This is a genomic window from Variovorax sp. 10N412, from assembly GCF_056394985.1.
Window position 1 is genome coordinate 93,409 of record NZ_JBFTIO010000016.1, and the last position, 17,352, is coordinate 110,760.

The 17,352-nt window shown below is 68.5% G+C and carries 15 protein-coding genes; 9 read left to right on the forward strand and 6 right to left on the reverse strand.

Annotated elements, in window-relative coordinates; translation table 11 throughout:
- Positions 1 to 107: 107 nt before the first annotated feature.
- The gene (locus AC1DJH_RS27155; protein WP_435441082.1) at positions 108 to 1,151 is read right to left on the reverse strand and encodes a type IV pilus twitching motility protein PilT; all 1,044 of its coding nucleotides are present in this window, start codon (positions 1,149 to 1,151) and stop codon (positions 108 to 110) included.
- A gap of 51 nt (positions 1,152 to 1,202) precedes the next feature.
- On the opposite strand from AC1DJH_RS27155, the gene AC1DJH_RS27160 reads away from it, so the two are divergent.
- Positions 1,203 to 1,913, forward strand: coding sequence for a YggS family pyridoxal phosphate-dependent enzyme (locus AC1DJH_RS27160; protein ID WP_478187848.1), 711 nt, complete (start codon positions 1,203 to 1,205; stop codon positions 1,911 to 1,913).
- A 3-nt stretch (positions 1,914 to 1,916) separates the two neighbouring features.
- On the opposite strand, the gene AC1DJH_RS27165 is transcribed toward AC1DJH_RS27160, so the two are convergent.
- Positions 1,917 to 2,384: an Lrp/AsnC ligand binding domain-containing protein gene (locus tag AC1DJH_RS27165; RefSeq protein WP_435441080.1), complete on the reverse strand. Its 468-nt coding sequence runs from the start codon at positions 2,382 to 2,384 to the stop codon at positions 1,917 to 1,919.
- A 160-nt stretch (positions 2,385 to 2,544) separates the two neighbouring features.
- On the reverse strand, positions 2,545 to 2,967 hold the full coding sequence (locus AC1DJH_RS27170) for a hypothetical protein (protein ID WP_478187849.1): 423 nt from the start codon (positions 2,965 to 2,967) through the stop codon (positions 2,545 to 2,547).
- Between the two features lie 213 nt (positions 2,968 to 3,180).
- Here AC1DJH_RS27170 and AC1DJH_RS27175 point away from each other — a divergent pair, with 213 nt between their 5' ends.
- From AC1DJH_RS27175 to AC1DJH_RS27185, 3 genes are all read left to right on the forward strand, one after another.
- The gene (locus tag AC1DJH_RS27175; RefSeq protein ID WP_478187850.1) at positions 3,181 to 4,452 is read left to right on the forward strand and encodes a Glu/Leu/Phe/Val family dehydrogenase; all 1,272 of its coding nucleotides are present in this window, start codon (positions 3,181 to 3,183) and stop codon (positions 4,450 to 4,452) included.
- A gap of 33 nt (positions 4,453 to 4,485) precedes the next feature.
- Positions 4,486 to 5,139: a nucleoside/nucleotide kinase family protein gene (locus AC1DJH_RS27180; protein ID WP_478187851.1), complete on the forward strand. Its 654-nt coding sequence runs from the start codon at positions 4,486 to 4,488 to the stop codon at positions 5,137 to 5,139.
- A gap of 84 nt (positions 5,140 to 5,223) precedes the next feature.
- On the forward strand, positions 5,224 to 5,988 hold the full coding sequence (locus AC1DJH_RS27185) for a DUF2242 domain-containing protein (protein ID WP_478187852.1): 765 nt from the start codon (positions 5,224 to 5,226) through the stop codon (positions 5,986 to 5,988).
- 28 nt (positions 5,989 to 6,016) lie between these two features.
- Here AC1DJH_RS27185 and rocF read toward each other — a convergent pair whose 3' ends face one another.
- Positions 6,017 to 6,937, reverse strand: coding sequence for an arginase (gene rocF / locus AC1DJH_RS27190; protein ID WP_435487457.1), 921 nt, complete (start codon positions 6,935 to 6,937; stop codon positions 6,017 to 6,019).
- Entirely contained in the window at positions 6,934 to 9,006 is a 2,073-nt protein-coding gene (locus AC1DJH_RS27195; protein WP_478187853.1) for a prolyl oligopeptidase family serine peptidase, read from the reverse strand. The genes rocF and AC1DJH_RS27195 overlap by 4 nt, the downstream gene beginning before the upstream one ends.
- A gap of 223 nt (positions 9,007 to 9,229) precedes the next feature.
- Between AC1DJH_RS27195 and AC1DJH_RS27200 the strand changes: the two genes are divergently transcribed.
- The 5 genes from AC1DJH_RS27200 to AC1DJH_RS27220 all read left to right on the forward strand — a co-directional run bounded on the left by AC1DJH_RS27200 (position 9,230) and on the right by AC1DJH_RS27220 (position 13,771).
- Positions 9,230 to 11,014, forward strand: coding sequence for a WS/DGAT/MGAT family O-acyltransferase (locus AC1DJH_RS27200; RefSeq protein WP_478187854.1), 1,785 nt, complete (start codon positions 9,230 to 9,232; stop codon positions 11,012 to 11,014).
- Between the two features lie 158 nt (positions 11,015 to 11,172).
- Positions 11,173 to 11,727: a hypothetical protein gene (locus tag AC1DJH_RS27205; protein ID WP_478187855.1), complete on the forward strand. Its 555-nt coding sequence runs from the start codon at positions 11,173 to 11,175 to the stop codon at positions 11,725 to 11,727.
- A 79-nt stretch (positions 11,728 to 11,806) separates the two neighbouring features.
- Positions 11,807 to 12,247: a phasin family protein gene (locus tag AC1DJH_RS27210; RefSeq protein WP_478187856.1), complete on the forward strand. Its 441-nt coding sequence runs from the start codon at positions 11,807 to 11,809 to the stop codon at positions 12,245 to 12,247.
- Between the two features lie 20 nt (positions 12,248 to 12,267).
- A complete protein-coding gene (locus AC1DJH_RS27215; RefSeq protein ID WP_472122266.1) occupies positions 12,268 to 12,903 on the forward strand; it encodes a TetR/AcrR family transcriptional regulator in 636 nt (211 codons plus the stop codon).
- Between the two features lie 88 nt (positions 12,904 to 12,991).
- Positions 12,992 to 13,771, forward strand: a complete 780-nt coding sequence (locus AC1DJH_RS27220; protein ID WP_478187857.1) for an esterase/lipase family protein — start codon at positions 12,992 to 12,994, stop codon at positions 13,769 to 13,771.
- A 19-nt stretch (positions 13,772 to 13,790) separates the two neighbouring features.
- Here AC1DJH_RS27220 and AC1DJH_RS27225 read toward each other — a convergent pair whose 3' ends face one another.
- Positions 13,791 to 17,021, reverse strand: coding sequence for a bifunctional cytochrome P450/NADPH--P450 reductase (locus AC1DJH_RS27225; RefSeq protein ID WP_478187858.1), 3,231 nt, complete (start codon positions 17,019 to 17,021; stop codon positions 13,791 to 13,793).
- Positions 17,022 to 17,352: the final 331 nt, after the last annotated feature.

A 17,352-nucleotide genomic window follows, 5' to 3' on the forward strand; every position in this document is an offset into this window, starting at 1 on the left:
ACCCGCTGGCGGCCGACCGCCGGGCCGCCCCAAGGCGGCCGCGCCTCCCCCCTGGGGGGTGGAGTTACACGCAGCGCAGCGAAGTGAAAAGCCGGGGGGCCTCATGACTAGCCGGGGAAATTTTCGGGGATCTTTGCCTTGCCGCGGGCTTCGGCAGCCGAGATGGCGTTGCGGCGCACCAGTTCGGTCAGGTTCTGGTCGAGCGTCTGCATGCCCTGGCCCTGGCCGGTCTGGATGGTGGAGTACATCTGCGCCACCTTGGCCTCGCGGATCAGGTTGCGGATGGCCGGCGTGCCCAGCATGATCTCGTGCGCCGCCACGCGGCCCTGGCCGTCCTTGGTCTTGCACAGGGTCTGCGAGATCACGGCCTGCAGCGACTCCGACAGCATGGCGCGGATCATTTCCTTCTCTTCGCCGGGGAACACGTCGATGATCCGGTCGATCGTCTTGGCGGCCGAGGAGGTGTGCAGCGTGCCGAACACCAGGTGGCCCGTTTCGGCCGCGGTCATGGCCAGGCGAATGGTTTCCAGGTCGCGCAGCTCGCCCACCAAAATGGCGTCCGGGTCTTCGCGCAGGGCGGAGCGCAGCGCGTTGGAGAACGACAGCGTCATCGGGCCGACCTCGCGCTGGTTGATCAGGCACTTCTTGGACTCGTGCACGAACTCGATCGGGTCTTCCACCGTGAGGATGTGGCCGTACTCGTTTTCGTTGAGGTAGTTGACCATTGCGGCCAGCGTGGTCGACTTGCCCGAACCCGTGGGCCCCGTCACCAGCACCAGCCCGCGCGGCTTGAGCGCGAGCTCGCCGAAAATCTTCGGCGCGTTCAGCTGCTCCAGCGTGAGGATCTTCGAGGGAATGGTCCGGAACACCGCCGCCGCGCCGCGCGCCTGGTTGAAGGCGTTCACGCGGAAGCGCGCGAGGCCGTCGATCTCGAACGAGAAGTCGACCTCCAGGAATTCTTCGTAGTGCTTGCGGTGCGTGTCGCTCATGATGTCGTACACCATGGCGTGCACGCCCTTGTGATCGAGCGCATCCACGTTGATGCGGCGCACGTCGCCGTTGACGCGGATCATGGGCGGCAGGCCTGCGGAAAGGTGCAGGTCGGACGCTTTGTTCTTGACGCTGAATGCCAGCAATTGGGTGATGTCCACAGGGCTCCTCGGCTCGGGTGCGGTGACGTTTTGATACGATTTTGGACGATTATGACGATGATTGGCGACGACCTCCAGCAAGTAAACAACCGGATCGCGAAGGCATGTGTAACGGCCGGGCGCGCGCCCGGCGAGGTGCGGCTGCTGGCAGTGTCGAAGACCTTCGGCCCGCAGGCCGTGCGCGAGGCGCATGCGGCGGGGCAGACGGCCTTCGGCGAGAACTACGTGCAGGAGGGGCTGGACAAGATTGAGGCGCTGGCCGACCTGCGCGCCAGCCTTCAGTGGCACTGCATCGGCCCTCTGCAAAGCAACAAGACGCGGCCCGTGGCCGAGCAGTTCGACTGGGTCCACAGCATCGACCGCCTGAAGATCGCCGAGCGCCTGTCGGCCCAGCGGCCGGCCCATTTGCCGCCGCTCAATGTGTGCCTTCAGGTCAATGTGGACGGGGGCTCGAACAAGTCGGGCGTGACGCCGCAAGAGGCCGTGGCGCTGGCCCGCGCTGTGGCGGCGTTGCCACAGCTGCGGCTGCGCGGGCTCATGGCGATCCCCGAGCCGGCAGAGGGTTTCGACGCACAGCGCGAGCTGTTCCTGCGCGCGCATGCGGTGTTCGAGTCGATTCGCGCGGCGGGCATTGCGGGTGTGGAACTCGACACGCTCTCGCTGGGGATGAGCGCGGACCTCGAAGCGGCCATCAGCGCAGGTAGCACGATGGTTCGCGTCGGCACCGCGATCTTCGGCGGCCGGGCGCGCAAGCCCGCGTAGGCTTCAGACGCCCAGCGGCAGGCGCGCGCTGCTCTTGACTTCTTCCATCACCGCATAGGTCCGCGTTTCCCGCACGCCGGGCAACTGCCACAGCACGGTGCCGGCGAACTCGCGGTAGGCGGCCATGTCGGCCATGCGGGTCTTGAGCAGGTAGTCGAAGCCGCCCGCGACCATGTGGCATTCCATGATCTCGTCGCGCACCTGCACGGCAGCCTTGAACTGGTCGAACACGTTGGCCGTGGTGCGGTCGAGCAGCACCTCGACGAACACGGTGAAGCCGCGGCCCAGCTTGTGCGGATCGAGCCGCGCCTCGTAGCCCAGGATGAACCCTTCGCGCGTGAGCCGCTGCACCCGTGCCAGCACCGCGGTGGGCGACAGCGCCACCGCCTCGGCCAGCTTGAGGTTGGTGATGCGGCCATCCTCCTGAAGGGTCTTCAGCAGCCGGAGATCGATGCGGTCCAGGTCGAGCATCGGAGGATTATCCGGCGCGGGTGTCGATCGGCGGCGGAAGATGCGGCCTATGGCAGCCGGCTACAGGAGATAGAACCAAGGAAGTGCCCTTGGCCTACCCTTTGGGGCTCGTTTTCGCTGCGACCGTGTTCTGGCGCATGCACAGGGCGACCTGAACAGATCAGCGAACCGTCGTCCCCGGCTGGGCTTGTGCCTGCGCCCCGGCCCGCCCGGACATGTAGTTCGCCACGGCTTGGCGGTACCCCGGCTGCATCACGTCAGCCCCGGCCTCGCCGTTCTGCCTGGCCGCCAGGCCCGACTGCATCCACAGCCGCGTATCGGCAGCCACCGCGGCCCGGGTGTTCGTCGAGACCACGGCCGCCTGCTGCGAGATGCCGTCGGTGTAGCCCTGGGTGGGCGCGGCCTTGAGCCATTGCTGCGTGTCGGCAGCGACGACGGCGCGCGTGGTCGACGAGGTCGTCGCCACGGGGCGCGGGTCGCCCTCGGCGTAGTTGCCGGCAAAGCCGGGTGCCGAAACCAGGCCGAGCACCGCGGCGATGGCGGCGGTGCCCAGGAGGCGGGTGGCGTTCGGTTGCTGGGTCATTCGGGAAGCTCCTTGAGGTCGGTTGTGGTTGGTGAGCCCACTCTAGGGAGCGCATCCGCCGGATCGATAACCCGTCGATGACGGTTTCGTCATGTGCCGCGGGCGCCGCCCCAACGTCTCTTGCATAACCGCCAGCGCGCCGCGCATAAGCCATGGCGTCGCGCGCGGGACAGGTCTATCGTTGTGCCCATCCGTTCAACCCTGGGATCTCTCATGAGTGAAAAACTCTCCTTCGTCAGCCCGACCGCCAACAGCCCGTGGGGCACGTACCTTTCGCAGGTCGACCGCGTCGTGCCGTACCTCGGCCCGCTGGCCCGCTGGGTCGAAACGCTCAAGCGCCCCAAGCGCGCGCTGATCGTGGACGTGCCGATCGAAATGGACGACGGCCGCATTGCCCACTACGAGGGCTACCGCGTGCAGCACAACATGAGCCGCGGCCCGGGCAAGGGCGGCGTGCGCTTCCACCCCGACGTCACGCTCGAAGAAGTGATGGCGCTGTCGGCCTGGATGACCATCAAGACCGCCGCCGTGAACCTGCCGTACGGCGGCGCCAAGGGCGGCATCCGCGTCGATCCGAAGAAGCTGTCGCAGAACGAACTGGAAAAGATCACTCGCCGCTACACCAGCGAGATCGGCATCATCATCGGCCCGCACACCGACATTCCCGCACCCGACGTCAACACCAATGGCCAGATCATGGCCTGGATGATGGACACGTACTCGATGAACACCGGCGGCACCGCCACCGGCGTCGTCACCGGCAAGCCGCTGCACCTGGGCGGCTCGCTGGGCCGCGTCAAGGCCACCGGCCGCGGCGTGTTCGTCACCGGCCGAGAGGCGGCCCGCCGGCTGGGCATGGACCTGCGCGGCGCGCGCATCGCGGTGCAGGGCTTCGGCAACGTGGGCTCGGTCGCGGCCGAACTGTTCGCGGAAGCCGGCGCCAAGATCGTGGCCGTGCAGGACCACACCGGCACCATCGTCAACAGCAACGGCCTCGACCTGGCAACGCTGATCCCCATTGCCAACAAGGACGGCGTGATCGCCTTCAAGGGCGGCGACGTGGTGCCCAACGACGCCTTCTGGGACACGGCCTGCGACATCCTGATCCCGGCCGCGCTCGAAGGCCAGATCACCGCCGAACGCGCGAAGAAAACCACCGCCAAGCTGGTGCTGGAAGGCGCCAACGGCCCGACCGTGCCGGTGGCCGACGACATCCTCGCCGAGCGCGGCGTGCTGGTGGTGCCCGACGTGATCTGCAACGCCGGCGGCGTGACGGTGAGCTACTTCGAATGGGTGCAGGACTTCTCGTCGTTCTTCTGGGACGAGGACGAGATCAACGTGCGCCTGGACCGCATCATGATGAACGCGCTCAACCAGATCTGGGACACGGCGGACAAGCACAAGATCACGCTGCGCACGGCGACGTACGCGGTGGCTTGCGAGCGCATCCTGATGGCGCGCCAGGAACGCGGCCTGTACCCGTGATTTTTTGACGGGAAGGGGTTGTACGCTCGGGGCATGACCAGCATTCCTGTGCAGAAACTCCCTCCCATTCCTGCAGACAGCCTCGCCCGCCTGCACGCCCTGATGGCCGGCGGGCAGCGCAAGCTGCTGGGCCTGGTCGGCGCCCCCGGCGCCGGCAAGTCCACGCTGGCGGCGGCACTCCTCGGGGCCATCGGCGCCGACCGCGCCCAGGTCGTCCCCATGGACGGCTTCCACCTCGCCAACGTCGAGCTGCAACGGCTCGGCCGCGCCGGCCGCAAGGGCGCCCCAGACACCTTCGACAGCGCCGGCTACGTCGCGCTGCTGCAGCGCCTGCGCGAACAGCGCCCCGACGGCGACATCGTCTATGCGCCCGAATTCCGCCGCGAGATCGAGGAGCCGGTGGCCGGCGCCATCGCCGTGCTGCCGAGCACGCAACTGGTCATCACCGAAGGCAACTACCTGCTGCACGACGTCGGCCCGTGGGCAGGGGCGGCGGCGATGCTCGACGAGGTCTGGTACGTGGACATCGACGACGCCCTGCGCGAAGCGCGCCTGGTGCGGCGCCACCAGCAGTTCGGCCGCAGCGCCGAGGAGGCCCGCGCCTGGGTCGACAGCACCGACGCGCCCAATGCGCGGCTGATCGCGGCGACGCGGGTGCGCGCGCAGCACGTGCTGCCCTGGTCCTGAAAATTTATCGCGGCGGGGAACGCCGGGCCGCTGGCACGCTCGAAGCCTTGCCGGCGCGCTACGCCGGTTAGCATCCGCCGCTTCATGCCGACCATGCACCTCACTTCATCTGCTTCTACCTTCTCCTTCGTTCGCGCCCCGGTCCTGCTGCTGGGCCTGGTGTCCGCGCTCGTTCTGGCCGGCTGCGGCACCAGCTCGCGCCGCGTCACCTACGAGCCCGAGGAGTTCGGCTCCACCACCACGCACACCCGCAACTACGAGGCCACCGAGGCCCAGACCTGCGAGGCCGCGCGCCGCGCGCTGCTGAGCCAGGGCTACATGATCACGGCCGCCAACGCCGACCTGGTGACCGGGCGCAAGAGCTTCCAGCCGGCGGCCGAGGTGCATGTGGAGGTCGAGTTCCGGGTGGTCTGCGCGCAGGAGGGCGGCAGGGGCACCAGGGGCACCAAGGGCGGCACCGCCAGCAAGAGCACGGTGGCCTTCGTGACGGCGCTGCAGGACCGCTACGGCATCAAGAAGGTGAACAACTCGGCCAGCGTGGGCGTGGGCGCGATCGGCTCGCTGTCGCTGCCGTTCTCGGCCAGCGACGACGCCATGGTGAAGGTGGCGAGCGAAACGCTGACCGACGAGCGCTTCTACGACCGCTTCTTCGCGCTGCTCGACCGTTTCCTCGAAGGCCCTGAAGGCGCTGAAGGCGCTGAAGACGCCGGCGACAGCCAGGCCGAGGCCCCCACCCAACCGCCCGCGGCCAGATTGCCAGCCCCGACGTCGCCTGCCGCGCCGGCCACGCCACCTGCGCCTGCACCGGTCATGACCTTTCCCGTGCCGTCGTCGCCGAGCCGCGGCTGAGGGCGGCCCCGCCCCGCGGGGCTCGACGTCAACGCACCAGCGTCGACTTGCCGAACAGGCTCTCGATCAGCTCCACCGCCACCTCGGCCGTCTGGTTGCGCACGTCCAGCGCGGGGTTCAGCTCGACCACGTCGACGGAGCCCAGCCGCCCGGTGTCGGAGATCATTTCCATGCACAGCTGCATCTCGCGGTAGGTCGGCCCGCCGCGCACGCCGGTGCCCACACCGGGCGCAATGCCGGGGTCCAGGCAGTCGAGGTCGAAGCTCACGTGGAGGTGCGTGTCTTCGTCCACGTCCTGCAGCGCCTCGGTCATGGTGGTGCGCATGCCGTGCTCGTCGATGTGGCGCATGTCGAACACATGCAGGCCCAGCGTGCGAATGGCTTTCTTCTCGTCGCTGTCGACGCTGCGGATGCCGATGAAGCGGATGGCGTCGGGCTGCAGCGCCGCGCGCTCGCCGCTCCAGCCCGTGAGCACCGCGGGCCCGTGGCCCAGCAGGCACGACACCGGCATGCCGTGCAGGTTGCCGCTGGGGCTCGTGGTCTCGGTGTTGACGTCGGAATGCGCGTCGAGCCACAGCACGCGCAGCTTCTTGCCGCGCTGGCGCGCGTGCCAGGCCACCGCGCTGATGGAGCCGATGGCCAGGCAGTGGTCGCCGCCCAGCATCACCGGCACGTGGCCTGCGCCCAGCGCGCTGTCGACGGCCGTGTACACCGAGCGGTTCCACGCGATCACCTCGTCGAGGTGGCGCAGCCCGTTGGCCGGGGCCGTCCAGGGCGTGGCAGGGCCTGCGAGGTTGCCGCGGTCGATGATCGCGAAACCCTGCCCCGCGAGCGCCTCCGCGAGGCCCGCCACGCGCAGCGCGTCGGGCCCCATGCCGGCGCCGCGCACGCTGGCGCCGATGTCGGTCGGCGCGCCGATCAGTTCGAGGGTGGTGGGGTCGTTGCTCATTTCGGCTTCCTCAGGTGTTGCCACAGGTACGCATAGCCCAGCGCGTCCATGAAGGCGGACTCCTTGTTGTCCGTGGCCGCGCTGTGGCCACCCGCCAGGTTCTCGTAGAAGCTGCTGTCGTGGCCCAGCGCCACCATCTTCGCGTGCATCTTGCGCGCATGCACCGGGCCCACGCGGTCGTCGCGGGTGGAGGTGGTGAACAGGGCGGGCGGATAGGCCCGGCCGGCCTCCGCGTTCTCGTAGGGGGAGAAGGTCTTGATGAACGCCCATTCGTCGGGCTGCTCCGGGTCGCCGTATTCCGCGATCCACGACGCGCCGGCCGACAGCTGCGTGTAGCGCCGCATGTCGAGCAGCGCCACCTCGCTCACGATGGCGCCGTACAGCTGCGGGTACAGCGTGAGCATGTTGCCCATCAGCAGGCCGCCGTTGCTGCCGCCCATCGCGCCCAGGTGCGCGGGCGAGGTGATCCTGCGTGCGATGAGGTCTTCGGACACGGCCGCGAAATCCTCGCAGGTGCGCAGCCGGTTCTCCTGCAGCGCGGCCTGGTGCCAGCGCGGGCCGTACTCGCCGCCGCCGCGGATGTTGGCAACGACGTACACGCCTCCCTGATCCAGCCACGCCCGGCCGATGCTGCCGCTGTAGCTGGGCTGCAGCGAAATCTCGAAGCCGCCGTAGGCGTACTGCAATGTGGGGTGGGTGCCGTCGGCCTTCAGGTCATGGGCGGCAATCTCGAAGTAGGGCACGCGCGTGCCGTCCTTCGAGGTGGCGAAGTGCTGGCTCACGCGGTAGCGCGAGGCGTCGAAGAAGGCGGGGCTGTCCTTCAGCACCTGGGGCTCGCCCTGGCCGATGGTGCCGATGTAGAGCGTGGTCGGCTGCAGGAAGCCGCTCACGGTGAGGAAGTAGTCGTCGTTCTCGTCCTCGTCGATGCCGCCTGCCGCGATGGTCGACAGCGCCGGTGCACCGCCCAGGCTTTCGCGTGTCCACGCGCCCTTGCCGTCGGCCGGGGGCGTGAGCACTTCGAGCCGGTTCACCACGTCGTGCATCACGTTGACGATCAGGTGGTGGCGCGTCCATGAATGGCTGTCCAGCGCGGTGGTGTCGTCGGGCGCGAACAGCACGGTGAGTTCGCGCCGGCCGGCCATGTAGTCGTCGAATTTCGTGGCCAGCAGCGAGCCCGACTTGTACGTGGTGCCGCCCACGGTCCAGTCGGTGCGCGGCTCGATCAGCATCCACTCGCGCGTGATCTCGGCCAGCGAGTCGTCGGGCACGTCGATCTTGGCGAGCGCGCCGTCGGCGCCGCGCAGCCAGGTCTCGCTGTCGTAGAAGTCGATCTGGCGCGAGACGTAGTCACGCTCGAAGCCGGGCGTGTTGTCGCGGTAGGCGCCGACGGACATGTCCTCGTGCAGGCCTTCGTACACCGTCACGGCGCTTTCCAGCGGCGTGCCGCGACGCCACTCCTTCACGATGCGCGGATAGCTGGAGCTGGTCATGGAGCCGGGGCCGAAGTCGGTGGCCACGTACAGGTGGTCGATGTCCTTCCAGCCCACGTGGTTCTTCGCCTCGGGCAGCGTGAAGCCGCCTTCGACGAACTGGTTCGTTTCCAGGTCGAACTCGCGCACCACGTCGGCGTCGGCCCCGCCGCGCGACAGCGAGATCAGGCAGCGCTTGTAGTCCGGGTCCAGGCAATCGGCGCCGTGCCAGACCCAGTTCTCCTGGTCGGCCGCGGCCAGCGCGTCGAGGTCGAGCACGGTCTCCCAGGCGGGCTGCGGCTTGCGGTATTCCTCGAGCGTGGTGCGCCGCCACAGGCCCTTGGGGTGCGCCTTGTCGCGCCAGAAGTTGTAGAAGCGCGCGCCGATCTTGCGCACCATCGGAATGCGCTCTTCCGAGTCGAGCACCTCGAGGATGCCCTGCTGGAGCGCATCGAACGCGGGCGACTGGGCGTAGGCCTGCACGGTGAGCGCGTTCTGCGCACGGGCCCAGTCGAGCTGCTTCTCGCCGTCGATGTCTTCGAGCCAGAGGTGGTCGTCTTGCGCTGGTTGCAGCGATTGCGGGGGGAGGCTGGATGTCATGGCCTCAGTGTACGGAGGCCGTGTGAAAGAGGGTCCGCACAAGCCCCTGGGCGCACCTGTCGCGGCCCCGCCGGGCATGCGCAACCTTTCCCTTACTCCGGGCAAACCCCTGCCCCGCCGGTGCCTTCCCCCCGGTGGAAACACTGAAGAAGACGGGGCCCACGAACGCAATGCCCGCGCTATCCTGCCCCACGGCGCCAGCCCCACCTAGGAGACACAACACATGAAACACCTGAGCGGTCTTGATGCCACCTTCCTGCACCTGGAAACGCCGGAAATGCCGATGCACGTGGGCTCGCTCAACGTGCTCGACCTGCCCAAGGGCTACAAGGGCGACTTCTACGAAGACGCCAAGAACTTCATGGCCAGCCGCATCCACCTGGCCGACGTGTTCACGCGCAAGCTGGCGCTGATGCCCTTCGACATGTCCAACCCGGTGTGGGTGGACGACGAGGACATCGACCTCGACTACCACGTGCGCCACATCACGCTGCCCAAGCCCGGCACCAACCGGCAGTTGCAGCAGTACGTGGCGCGGCTGCATTCCACGCTCATCGACCGCAGCCGCCCCATGTGGGAGTTCTTCATCATCGACGGGCTGAAGAGCGGCCAGGTGGCGCTCTACACCAAGGTGCACCATGCGGGCATCGACGGGCAGGCCGGCGTGGAGCTGGGCAAGGCGATCTTCGACCTCGAGGCCACGGGCCGCATGGTGAAGCCGCCGCGTTCGCGCCCGCGCAGCAGCGGCTACCAGCTGGGCATGGCCGAGCTGGCCACCGCGGCGCTGCGCAACACCGCGCAGCAGTACGTGAAGCTCTTCAAGATGGCGCCGGCCATCGCGCGTGCCATCGGCGGGCTGGCCAAGCCCGACGAGAAGTCGGCCGAGAAGGACACGGCCGCCGCGCCGAAGAAGTTCAACCTGTTCGCGCCGCGCACCTCGCTCAACGTGTCGATCACCAACCAGCGCACCTTCGCCGGGCGCACCATCTCGCTGGCCGAGACCAAGTACGTCGCCAAGCATTTCGGCGTGTCGCTCAACGACGTGGTCATGGCCACCGTGGCCGGCGCGCTGCGGCACTACCTGGCCGACAACAACGAGCTGCCCGCCAAGCCGCTGGTGGCCGGCGTGCCGGTGAGCCTGCGCGAGGCGGGCGACAGCACGGCCAACAACCAGGCCAGCATGATCCTGGTGAGCCTGGCCACCGACATCACCGACCCGGTGCAGCGGCTGAAGGCCATCAACACGTCGTCGAACGCGTCGAAGTCGACCATGAACCGCTTCAAGGCGGTGATCCTGGACGACTTTCCGACCTTTGCTGCGCCCTGGCTGGTGTCGGGCATTGCGTCGATGGTGGGGCGCTCGGGCATCGTCAACCTGCTGCCGCCGGCGGCCAACGTGGCCATCTCGAACGTGGCGGGGGCGCCGTTCCCGATGTACTTTGCCGGCGCGCTGGTCACCTGCTACTACCCGGTGTCGATTGCCAGCCACGGCACGGCGCTCAACGTCACGGTGCAGAGCTACAACGGCCGCATGGACTACGGCCTGATCGCCTGCCGCCGCGCCGTGCCCGACATCACCGAGATCGGCGACTACATGCTGGCCGAGCACAAGCTGCTGATGGAACTGACGCAGAAGCACCCTGCCGCCGCGGGCGCGGCGCCCGCGCCCGCGCCGCCGAAGACGGTGGAGGAGCCGTCGGACGAGGAGGCGCCGGCCGTCGCCGCAAAGAAGACGCCTGCCGCCCGGAAGAAGGTGGCGGCCAAAGCGTCGGTGAACGCGCCGGTGAACGCGCCGGTGAACGCGCCGGTGAAAGCGCCGGTGAAGGCCGCCGCCCCGAAAGCTCCCGGCAGGGCGACTGTGAAGGCGACCGCAAAAACGGCCGCCAAGGCGCCTGCCAGGGCCGCCGCGAAAAAGGTTGCTGCAAAGAAAGCCGTCGCGCCGAAGCCGCCGGCCCGCAAGGCCGCGCCGGCCAAGCGCGCCCGCGCCCCGCGCGCCGCTGCGGCATGATCGGCGCGCGGGCCCGGCCTGCAGAAAGTTGGGGCAGTTGGACTAGTTTTCCGACCGTTCTAGTTTTCCAGGCCTAGGCCCCCGGGAAGAAGATAGGCCCATCGCGACAGAACCTCTCGGTTTCCTTCGCGAGCCCATCCACTTCAAAGGAAATCACCATGTCCACGCAAACCACCATCGCATCCGCAGCCGTCCACGTCGTCGGCCAGTACAACGACGCGGGCAAGACCCTGGTCGGTGCCTACCGCACCGGCGTGCACCGCCTGCTGGGCGGCGCCGCTTCGCGCTACAGCAACTTCCTGGGCAGCCGCCAGATTCCGATGGTGAGCGAACAGGTGAAGGCCAACCTGATCGGCGCGCAAGAAAAGATCAACGGCTTCCTGGCCAACCGCCTGGACATCGACACCGGCCGCATCGTCTCCGTGATGGACCGCGTCGCAGCGGGTACCACCACCGGCATCGAAACGGTCGCCGGCCGCGTGGCCCGCGTCGAGTCGCCGGTCGTCACCTCGGTGATCAACGCCCTGGGCGCGCTGAACCAGCCGATCGCCACCGTCTCGGTGCAGATCGCCGACAAGATCGTCGCCGGCACCCGGCAGATCGAAGCCCGTGTGAGCGGCGCCGAAGAAGCCAGGCCGGTCCGCACGGTGAAGGCCAAGGCCGCCGTGGCCCGCACGCCGGTTCGCCGCGCTGCGGCCCGCAAGGCCGCCTGACCCCGGGGCCTTCGGGCCCCTTTCTTTTTCCCGGCATCTGGAGCACCGCATGGCGACCCGTCCTGAAGAAACTGCAAAGTTGAAGAAGAGGGCGGCGCCTGCGAAGAAGGCGCCGGCTTCGCGGAAAGCGGCCGCCCGCAAGGCGGCAACCGCAACGAAGAAGACGCCGAAGACGCCGAAGGCGCCCGAGCCCGGCAAGGCCGAAGGCCTGCTGCGCGCGGGCCTGAAGGCGCTGGACACCGTGCGCCACGACGTCGCCAAGCGCCAGGCCAACGTGATCGAAGGCCTGCTCGGCATCCGGCAGGGCAAGGTTCCCAGCCTCGACAGCTTCGGCATCCGCAAGTTCGAGGACGTGTTCGACCAGCGCGTCGCCACCGCGCTGGAGCGCCTGGGCATGCCGGGCGCGCAGGAGGTGCAGGCCCTGCGCGATGAGGTCGCGCAGTTGCGCGAACGGGTGGCGCAACTCGAAGGCACCGCAGGCACCGGCGTTGCCGCCCCGCGCGGCCGCGCCAGGCGCTGAAGCCACGACACAAGCCGGTTGTGGCCAGTTCCAACACCACGCGCGATCGCATCCTGCAGGCCAGCCTTGCGCTGTTCAACGCGCAGGGCCTTGCCGCCGTGTCCACGCACAAGATCGCGGCCGAGCTCGGCATCAGCCCGGGCAACCTGCACTACCACTTCAAGGCCAAGCAGCTGATCGTCGAATGGCTGTTCCGGCGCTTCGAGCAGCGGCTTGAGGCCCTGAACGGTTCGTCGGCCGCCATTGCCGCCATCGACGACCTGTGGCTGGCGCTGCACCTGCGCTTCGAGGCCATTGACGAATACCGTTTCATCTACCGCGACATGGCCTTTCTGGCCAGCGAATACCCGGCGCTGGGCCAGCGTGCCCAGGCCCTGACGGCGCACAACCTGCTGGCCGCGCAGGCGCTGTGCGAAGGGCTGGTGGCCTCGGGCGTGATCGAGACCAGCGCCGAGCAGGCGCGCATCCTGGCGCTGCAGATGGTGTTCACCACCACCTGCTGGCTGTCGTTCGAGCGGCTGGTGCCGGGGCGCGACGCGCTGGCGCAGGCCGACCCGGGCCTGGCGGCTTTCTACACGCTCACGCTCGTTTCGCCGTATGTTTCCAGTGAATCGAGGGCTTACCTCGATTACCTGAGGGGCAAATACCTCGGATAAATGACGTTGTTGTCCGACGGGGCATGGGCTGCCAGAGCCCCAACTTCGTCGTCAACAGACAAGAATCGGCAGACAAGGAACCCGCACCATGACCACCGCCACCCACGCCAAAGACACCATCGCCCCGCCGTCGCGCCTGCTGCTGCTGGCCGAAGCGCGCGCGCTCTGGGAAACCGGCGCCGGCATCGCCATGTGGCCGCTGCTGCAGCTCACGCCGCGCGGCGACGGGCACCCGGTGATCGTGCTGCCGGGCCTGGTGGCCGGCGACGGCTCCACGCTCTTGCTGCGCCGCTACCTGCGCAGCCGCGGCTACGATGCGCACGGCTGGGGCCTGGGCCGCAACCTCGGCCCGCGCGAAGGCGTGGAGCACGGCATGGTCGAGCTGCTGAAGACCCTGCACGAGAAGAACGGCGAGAAGGTCAGCGTCATCGGCTGGAGCCTGGGCGGCGTGTACGCACGGATGCTGGCGTCGTCGTATTCGCACATGATCCGCGACGTGATCACCCTGGGCAGCCCGTTCTCGGGCAGCCCGCGCGCCACCAACGCCTGGCGCGTGTACGAGGGCGTGAGCGGCCAGAGCTCGCACGACCCGCGCCGCATGAAGTTCGTGCAGCCCACGCCGCCCGTGCCCACCACCTCCATCTTCAGCCGCACCGACGGCGTGGTGGCCTGGCGCTGCAGCATCGAGAAGACCGGCCCGCAGTCGGAGAACATCGAGGTGATGGCCAGCCACCTGGGGCTGGGCGCGCACCCGGCCGTGCTCTATGCGGTGGCCGACCGGCTGTCGCAGGCCGAGGGCCAGTGGAAGCCCTTCAATCGCGGACTGCTGGGGCCGCTGGTCTACCCGGACCCGGACCGCGCGAGCTGACCTGCGAGGCTGGGCGAGGCTACGCGCCGGCCCAGACGTCGAGCACGTAGCGCTGGTCGGCAATCATCCTGTCCATCCACGCCGCGCTGTCGTGCCCATTCTCGCGCGCCAGGTCGCTCAGCGTGCGGCGCACGTCCGGCTCCATGCGCGAGCCGTCGCCGCACACGTAGAGCACGGCACCCGCTTCCAGCAGCTTCCAGACTTCGGCCCCCTGCTCGCGGATCAGGTCCTGCACATAGACCTTGCGCTCGCCCGAGCGCGAGAACGCGGTGTGCAGCTTCATCACGCCGCGGTGCGCCCAGCCCTTCAGCTCCTCGGCATAGATGAAGTCCTGCGCCGGATGACGGCAGCCGAAGAACAGCAGCGCCTCGCCCAGCGAATGGCCCGCCTCGATCTGCGCCGCGCGCTCCTGCAGGAAGCCGCGGAACGGCGCCAGCCCCGTGCCCGGGCCGACCATGATGAGCGGGCGGCTCGCATCCTCGGGCAGGCGGAAGCCCTCGGCCGTGGTCTCGCGCACCACGCCATGCACCGTGTCACCGGCTTCCGCGCGCGCCAGGAAGTTGGAGCACACGCCCTCGAAGGTGCCCATGCCCGAGCGCGCCGGTTCCCGCACCACCCCCACCGTCACGCTGCAGCGGCCCGGGGTCATCGTCGGCGATGAAGAGATCGAGTAATAGCGCGGCGACAGCGGCGACAGCATTTCCAGGAACACCGCGAACGGCACCTGGCAGGCGCGGTGTTCCTCGAGCAGGTCGAGCAGCGACTTGCGCTTGTGCAGCACCTCGGCCTTGTACGCCGCCTGCGAGGCCTCGTCGCTGCCCGACAGCGCCGCCAGCTTCGGTTTGGTGAACGGGCATTCGGTGTACGCCGCGAGCGTGGCGATCTGCTTGCGCGTGGCCACGTCCTGCAGCTCGACGTAGTCGCCCAGCAGCCGGTCGACGGCAATCACCTGCTCCACCGGCAACGCCGCCTTGCGACCCGCGCCCGCATGCAGGCGCACATGGGCCGTGCGGTCGAAGCCGAAGCGCGCCATCGCGCGCTCGACCTGCGCCGGGCTGTTGCGCGGCACCACGCTCAGGTGGTCGCCGGCGCGGTAGACCAGGCCTTCGGGCAGCATCAGCTCGACGTGGCGCGTGGAGCGGCCGGCCTCGCCGTGCACACCGCCATCGGCCGGGCTCTGCAGCTCGCGGTTCTCGATGACCCGCAGCGCCACCGCGCCCAGCGCATCGACGATCGCGTTCTTCTGCGGCGGCGGCAGTTCTTCCAGCGTGTACAGCGGCTCGCTCTGCGCGGGCGTGTCGGCGCCGGTCTTGATGTCGAAGGCCTTCACCAGCTCGGGCCACAGCGCGTCGCTCCAGTCCTGGAAGGCGCCGTCCATGTCCTCGCGCGCATCGCCTTCGCCGCGCGGATGCACGCGCGTGGCGCCCAGCGCCTCGAGCCGCTCGTCGATGCGGCGCGGCACGGCCTGGTAGGTGGCGGCCCAGTCGGTGTTGCCGCAGCCGAACACGCTGAAGCGCACGCCGTTGAGCGCGTCGTCGGCCTTGTCGAGCCAGCGGTGGAACTCGGCCGCGTTGTCGGGCGCCACGCCGTTGTACGAGGCGCAGACGATGGCCACCGCGCCGTTGGCCGGCAGGCGCTCGGCGTAGTCGTCGAGCGAGGCCAGCTGCGTCGAGAAGCCGCGCAGCTCGCCCGCTTCGGCCAGCTGCCGTGCCAGGTCTTCTGCCGTGCCGAGGTTGGAGCCCTGCAGCACCAGCAGCGAAGTGCCGTGGCGCGCGGCCTGCGGCTTGCGCACGGCCGGCTGCGTGGGCTGCACCGGCGCCGCCGCCGCGTCGGTCATGTTGCCGCGCGGCCGCGTGGCCGGGTCGCGCAGCAGCGCCTTGATCTTGAAGCCCTCGGGCTTGATGGTGAGCGCCTCCTTGATCTTCAGCTGGTAGCCCGCGTGGTCCACCAGGTTGAAGCGCTGCAGGATCATGCCCAGCGTGAGCACCGCTTCCTGCAGCGCGAACTGACGCCCGATGCACGCGCGCTGCCCGTTGCCGAAAGGCTTGAAGGCGTTCACCGGGCGCTCGCGCTCGGCCTCGCGGCTGAAGTTGTCGGGGTCGAACTGGTCGGCGTTCTCACCCCAGATGCCCTTGTCACGGTGCAGCGCCAGCGCGTGCATGATGACCATGTTGTTCTTCTTGATCGTGTACTGCCCGCCGATCGTCGTGTCTTCCTTGGCGCGCATCGAGATGGCCGGCGCGGTGGGAAACAGGCGCAGCGATTCCTTCAGCACCTGCATCACGTACTGCAGCCGGTTGACCTGCGCGTAGGTGGGCTTCTGCGTGGTGTCGGGGCCGAACACGTTGTCGACCTCGGCCTGAGCCTTGGCCAGCGCCTCGGGGTTGTTCAGCAGGAAGTAGATGGCGAACGAGAGCAGCCCGCTGGTGGTCTCGTGTCCCGCGATGAGGAATTCGATGCACTCGTCGCGGATCATCTTGTCGGAGAGCTTCTCGCCGCTCTTCTTGTCCACGCCCGCGATCATGTAGCTCAGCAGGTCGGGCTTGGTGGCAATGTCGGCGCCGCTCGCGCGCCGCTCCTCGATGATGTCTTCCACCATCTTGTGCATGTAGCGGATGTCCTTGCGCTGCTGCGCGAGCTCCTTCTTCAGCATCAGTTCTTCGAGCGGCAGGCCGCGGCGGTTCTGCACCGTCTCCAGGGTGCGCACCATCGCGTCGACGAAGGGGTGGAAGCCCTCGCGATAGAACGAGTTGAAGCGGTAGCCGAAGCCGCACAGGCCGATGGTGTCCAGCGTGAGCGCGGTCATGTCGCGCACCACGTCCACCTCTTCGTCGAAGTTCAGCCGTTCCCACTTGGTGACCAGCTGGCCCGCGATGTCCAGCATCATCGGGTGGTAGGCCTGCATGGCGCGCTGGCTGAAGTTGGCCAGCAGGATGTTGTGCGGCTTCGACCAGGTCTCCTCGTGCGTGTCGGAGGTGAACAGGCCGTGCGATGCGGCGCGCAGCCGCCGCAGTGCGCCGCGCGTGCTCTTGTCGAAGCGCTTTTCCTCGCAGAGCTCGTCCACCAGCGCGGGCGAGGACACCACGATCACCGGCATGCCCGGCATGTCGAGCCAGTAGATGCCGCCGAGCTCTTTCGCGATCTTCCACATGTCGAGCACGGGAGAGTCCGACCCGATCGACAGCAGGTTGCCGACGAAGGGCTTCTTCGCCGGATGCGGGATCGGGTGGAGCGAGTTTTTGCCTGCCATGGTCTGTCGTGCCTTTGGAGTGCACCCGCTTCGGATGTCCGGGGTGTAACAACCGAGTATCCCGACGGCACAGGGCGTGGGCAGGGCGGGGATTCCCTTAGGTCCTCCCTTGAAAGCCGGAGAGGGGCGGGTGCTTCAAGGAGCGCTCACGCCGACGGGGTACCTTGCTCCGCGAATGTCCCCCGGCCTGCGGCCTCCTCCTTTATTTCGCTGCGCAAGGCACCCCATCGGCGTGAGCGTTGTCAGCAGCGGTTGTTGATCAGCCGCAAACCGACAGCGTGCCCGGGTGAACAGGGCGTCGGGTGCTCCCCGCAGCGAAATAAAGGAGGAG

What these genes read in the sequence shown, in the direction of transcription:
- AC1DJH_RS27160 (WP_478187848.1), top strand. Translation starts at nt 1,203, where the DNA reads ATGACGATGATTGGCGACGACCTCCAGCAAGTAAACAACCGGATCGCG.
- AC1DJH_RS27165 (WP_435441080.1), bottom strand. Translation starts at nt 2,384, where the DNA reads ATGCTCGACCTGGACCGCATCGATCTCCGGCTGCTGAAGACCCTTCAG.
- AC1DJH_RS27170 (WP_478187849.1), bottom strand. Translation starts at nt 2,967, where the DNA reads ATGACCCAGCAACCGAACGCCACCCGCCTCCTGGGCACCGCCGCCATC.
- AC1DJH_RS27175 (WP_478187850.1), top strand. Translation starts at nt 3,181, where the DNA reads ATGAGTGAAAAACTCTCCTTCGTCAGCCCGACCGCCAACAGCCCGTGG.
- AC1DJH_RS27180 (WP_478187851.1), top strand. Translation starts at nt 4,486, where the DNA reads ATGACCAGCATTCCTGTGCAGAAACTCCCTCCCATTCCTGCAGACAGC.
- AC1DJH_RS27185 (WP_478187852.1), top strand. Translation starts at nt 5,224, where the DNA reads ATGCCGACCATGCACCTCACTTCATCTGCTTCTACCTTCTCCTTCGTT.
- rocF (WP_435487457.1), bottom strand. Translation starts at nt 6,937, where the DNA reads ATGAGCAACGACCCCACCACCCTCGAACTGATCGGCGCGCCGACCGAC.
- AC1DJH_RS27195 (WP_478187853.1), bottom strand. Translation starts at nt 9,006, where the DNA reads ATGACATCCAGCCTCCCCCCGCAATCGCTGCAACCAGCGCAAGACGAC.
- AC1DJH_RS27200 (WP_478187854.1), top strand. Translation starts at nt 9,230, where the DNA reads ATGAAACACCTGAGCGGTCTTGATGCCACCTTCCTGCACCTGGAAACG.
- AC1DJH_RS27205 (WP_478187855.1), top strand. Translation starts at nt 11,173, where the DNA reads ATGTCCACGCAAACCACCATCGCATCCGCAGCCGTCCACGTCGTCGGC.
- AC1DJH_RS27220 (WP_478187857.1), top strand. Translation starts at nt 12,992, where the DNA reads ATGACCACCGCCACCCACGCCAAAGACACCATCGCCCCGCCGTCGCGC.
- AC1DJH_RS27225 (WP_478187858.1), bottom strand. Translation starts at nt 17,021, where the DNA reads ATGGCAGGCAAAAACTCGCTCCACCCGATCCCGCATCCGGCGAAGAAG.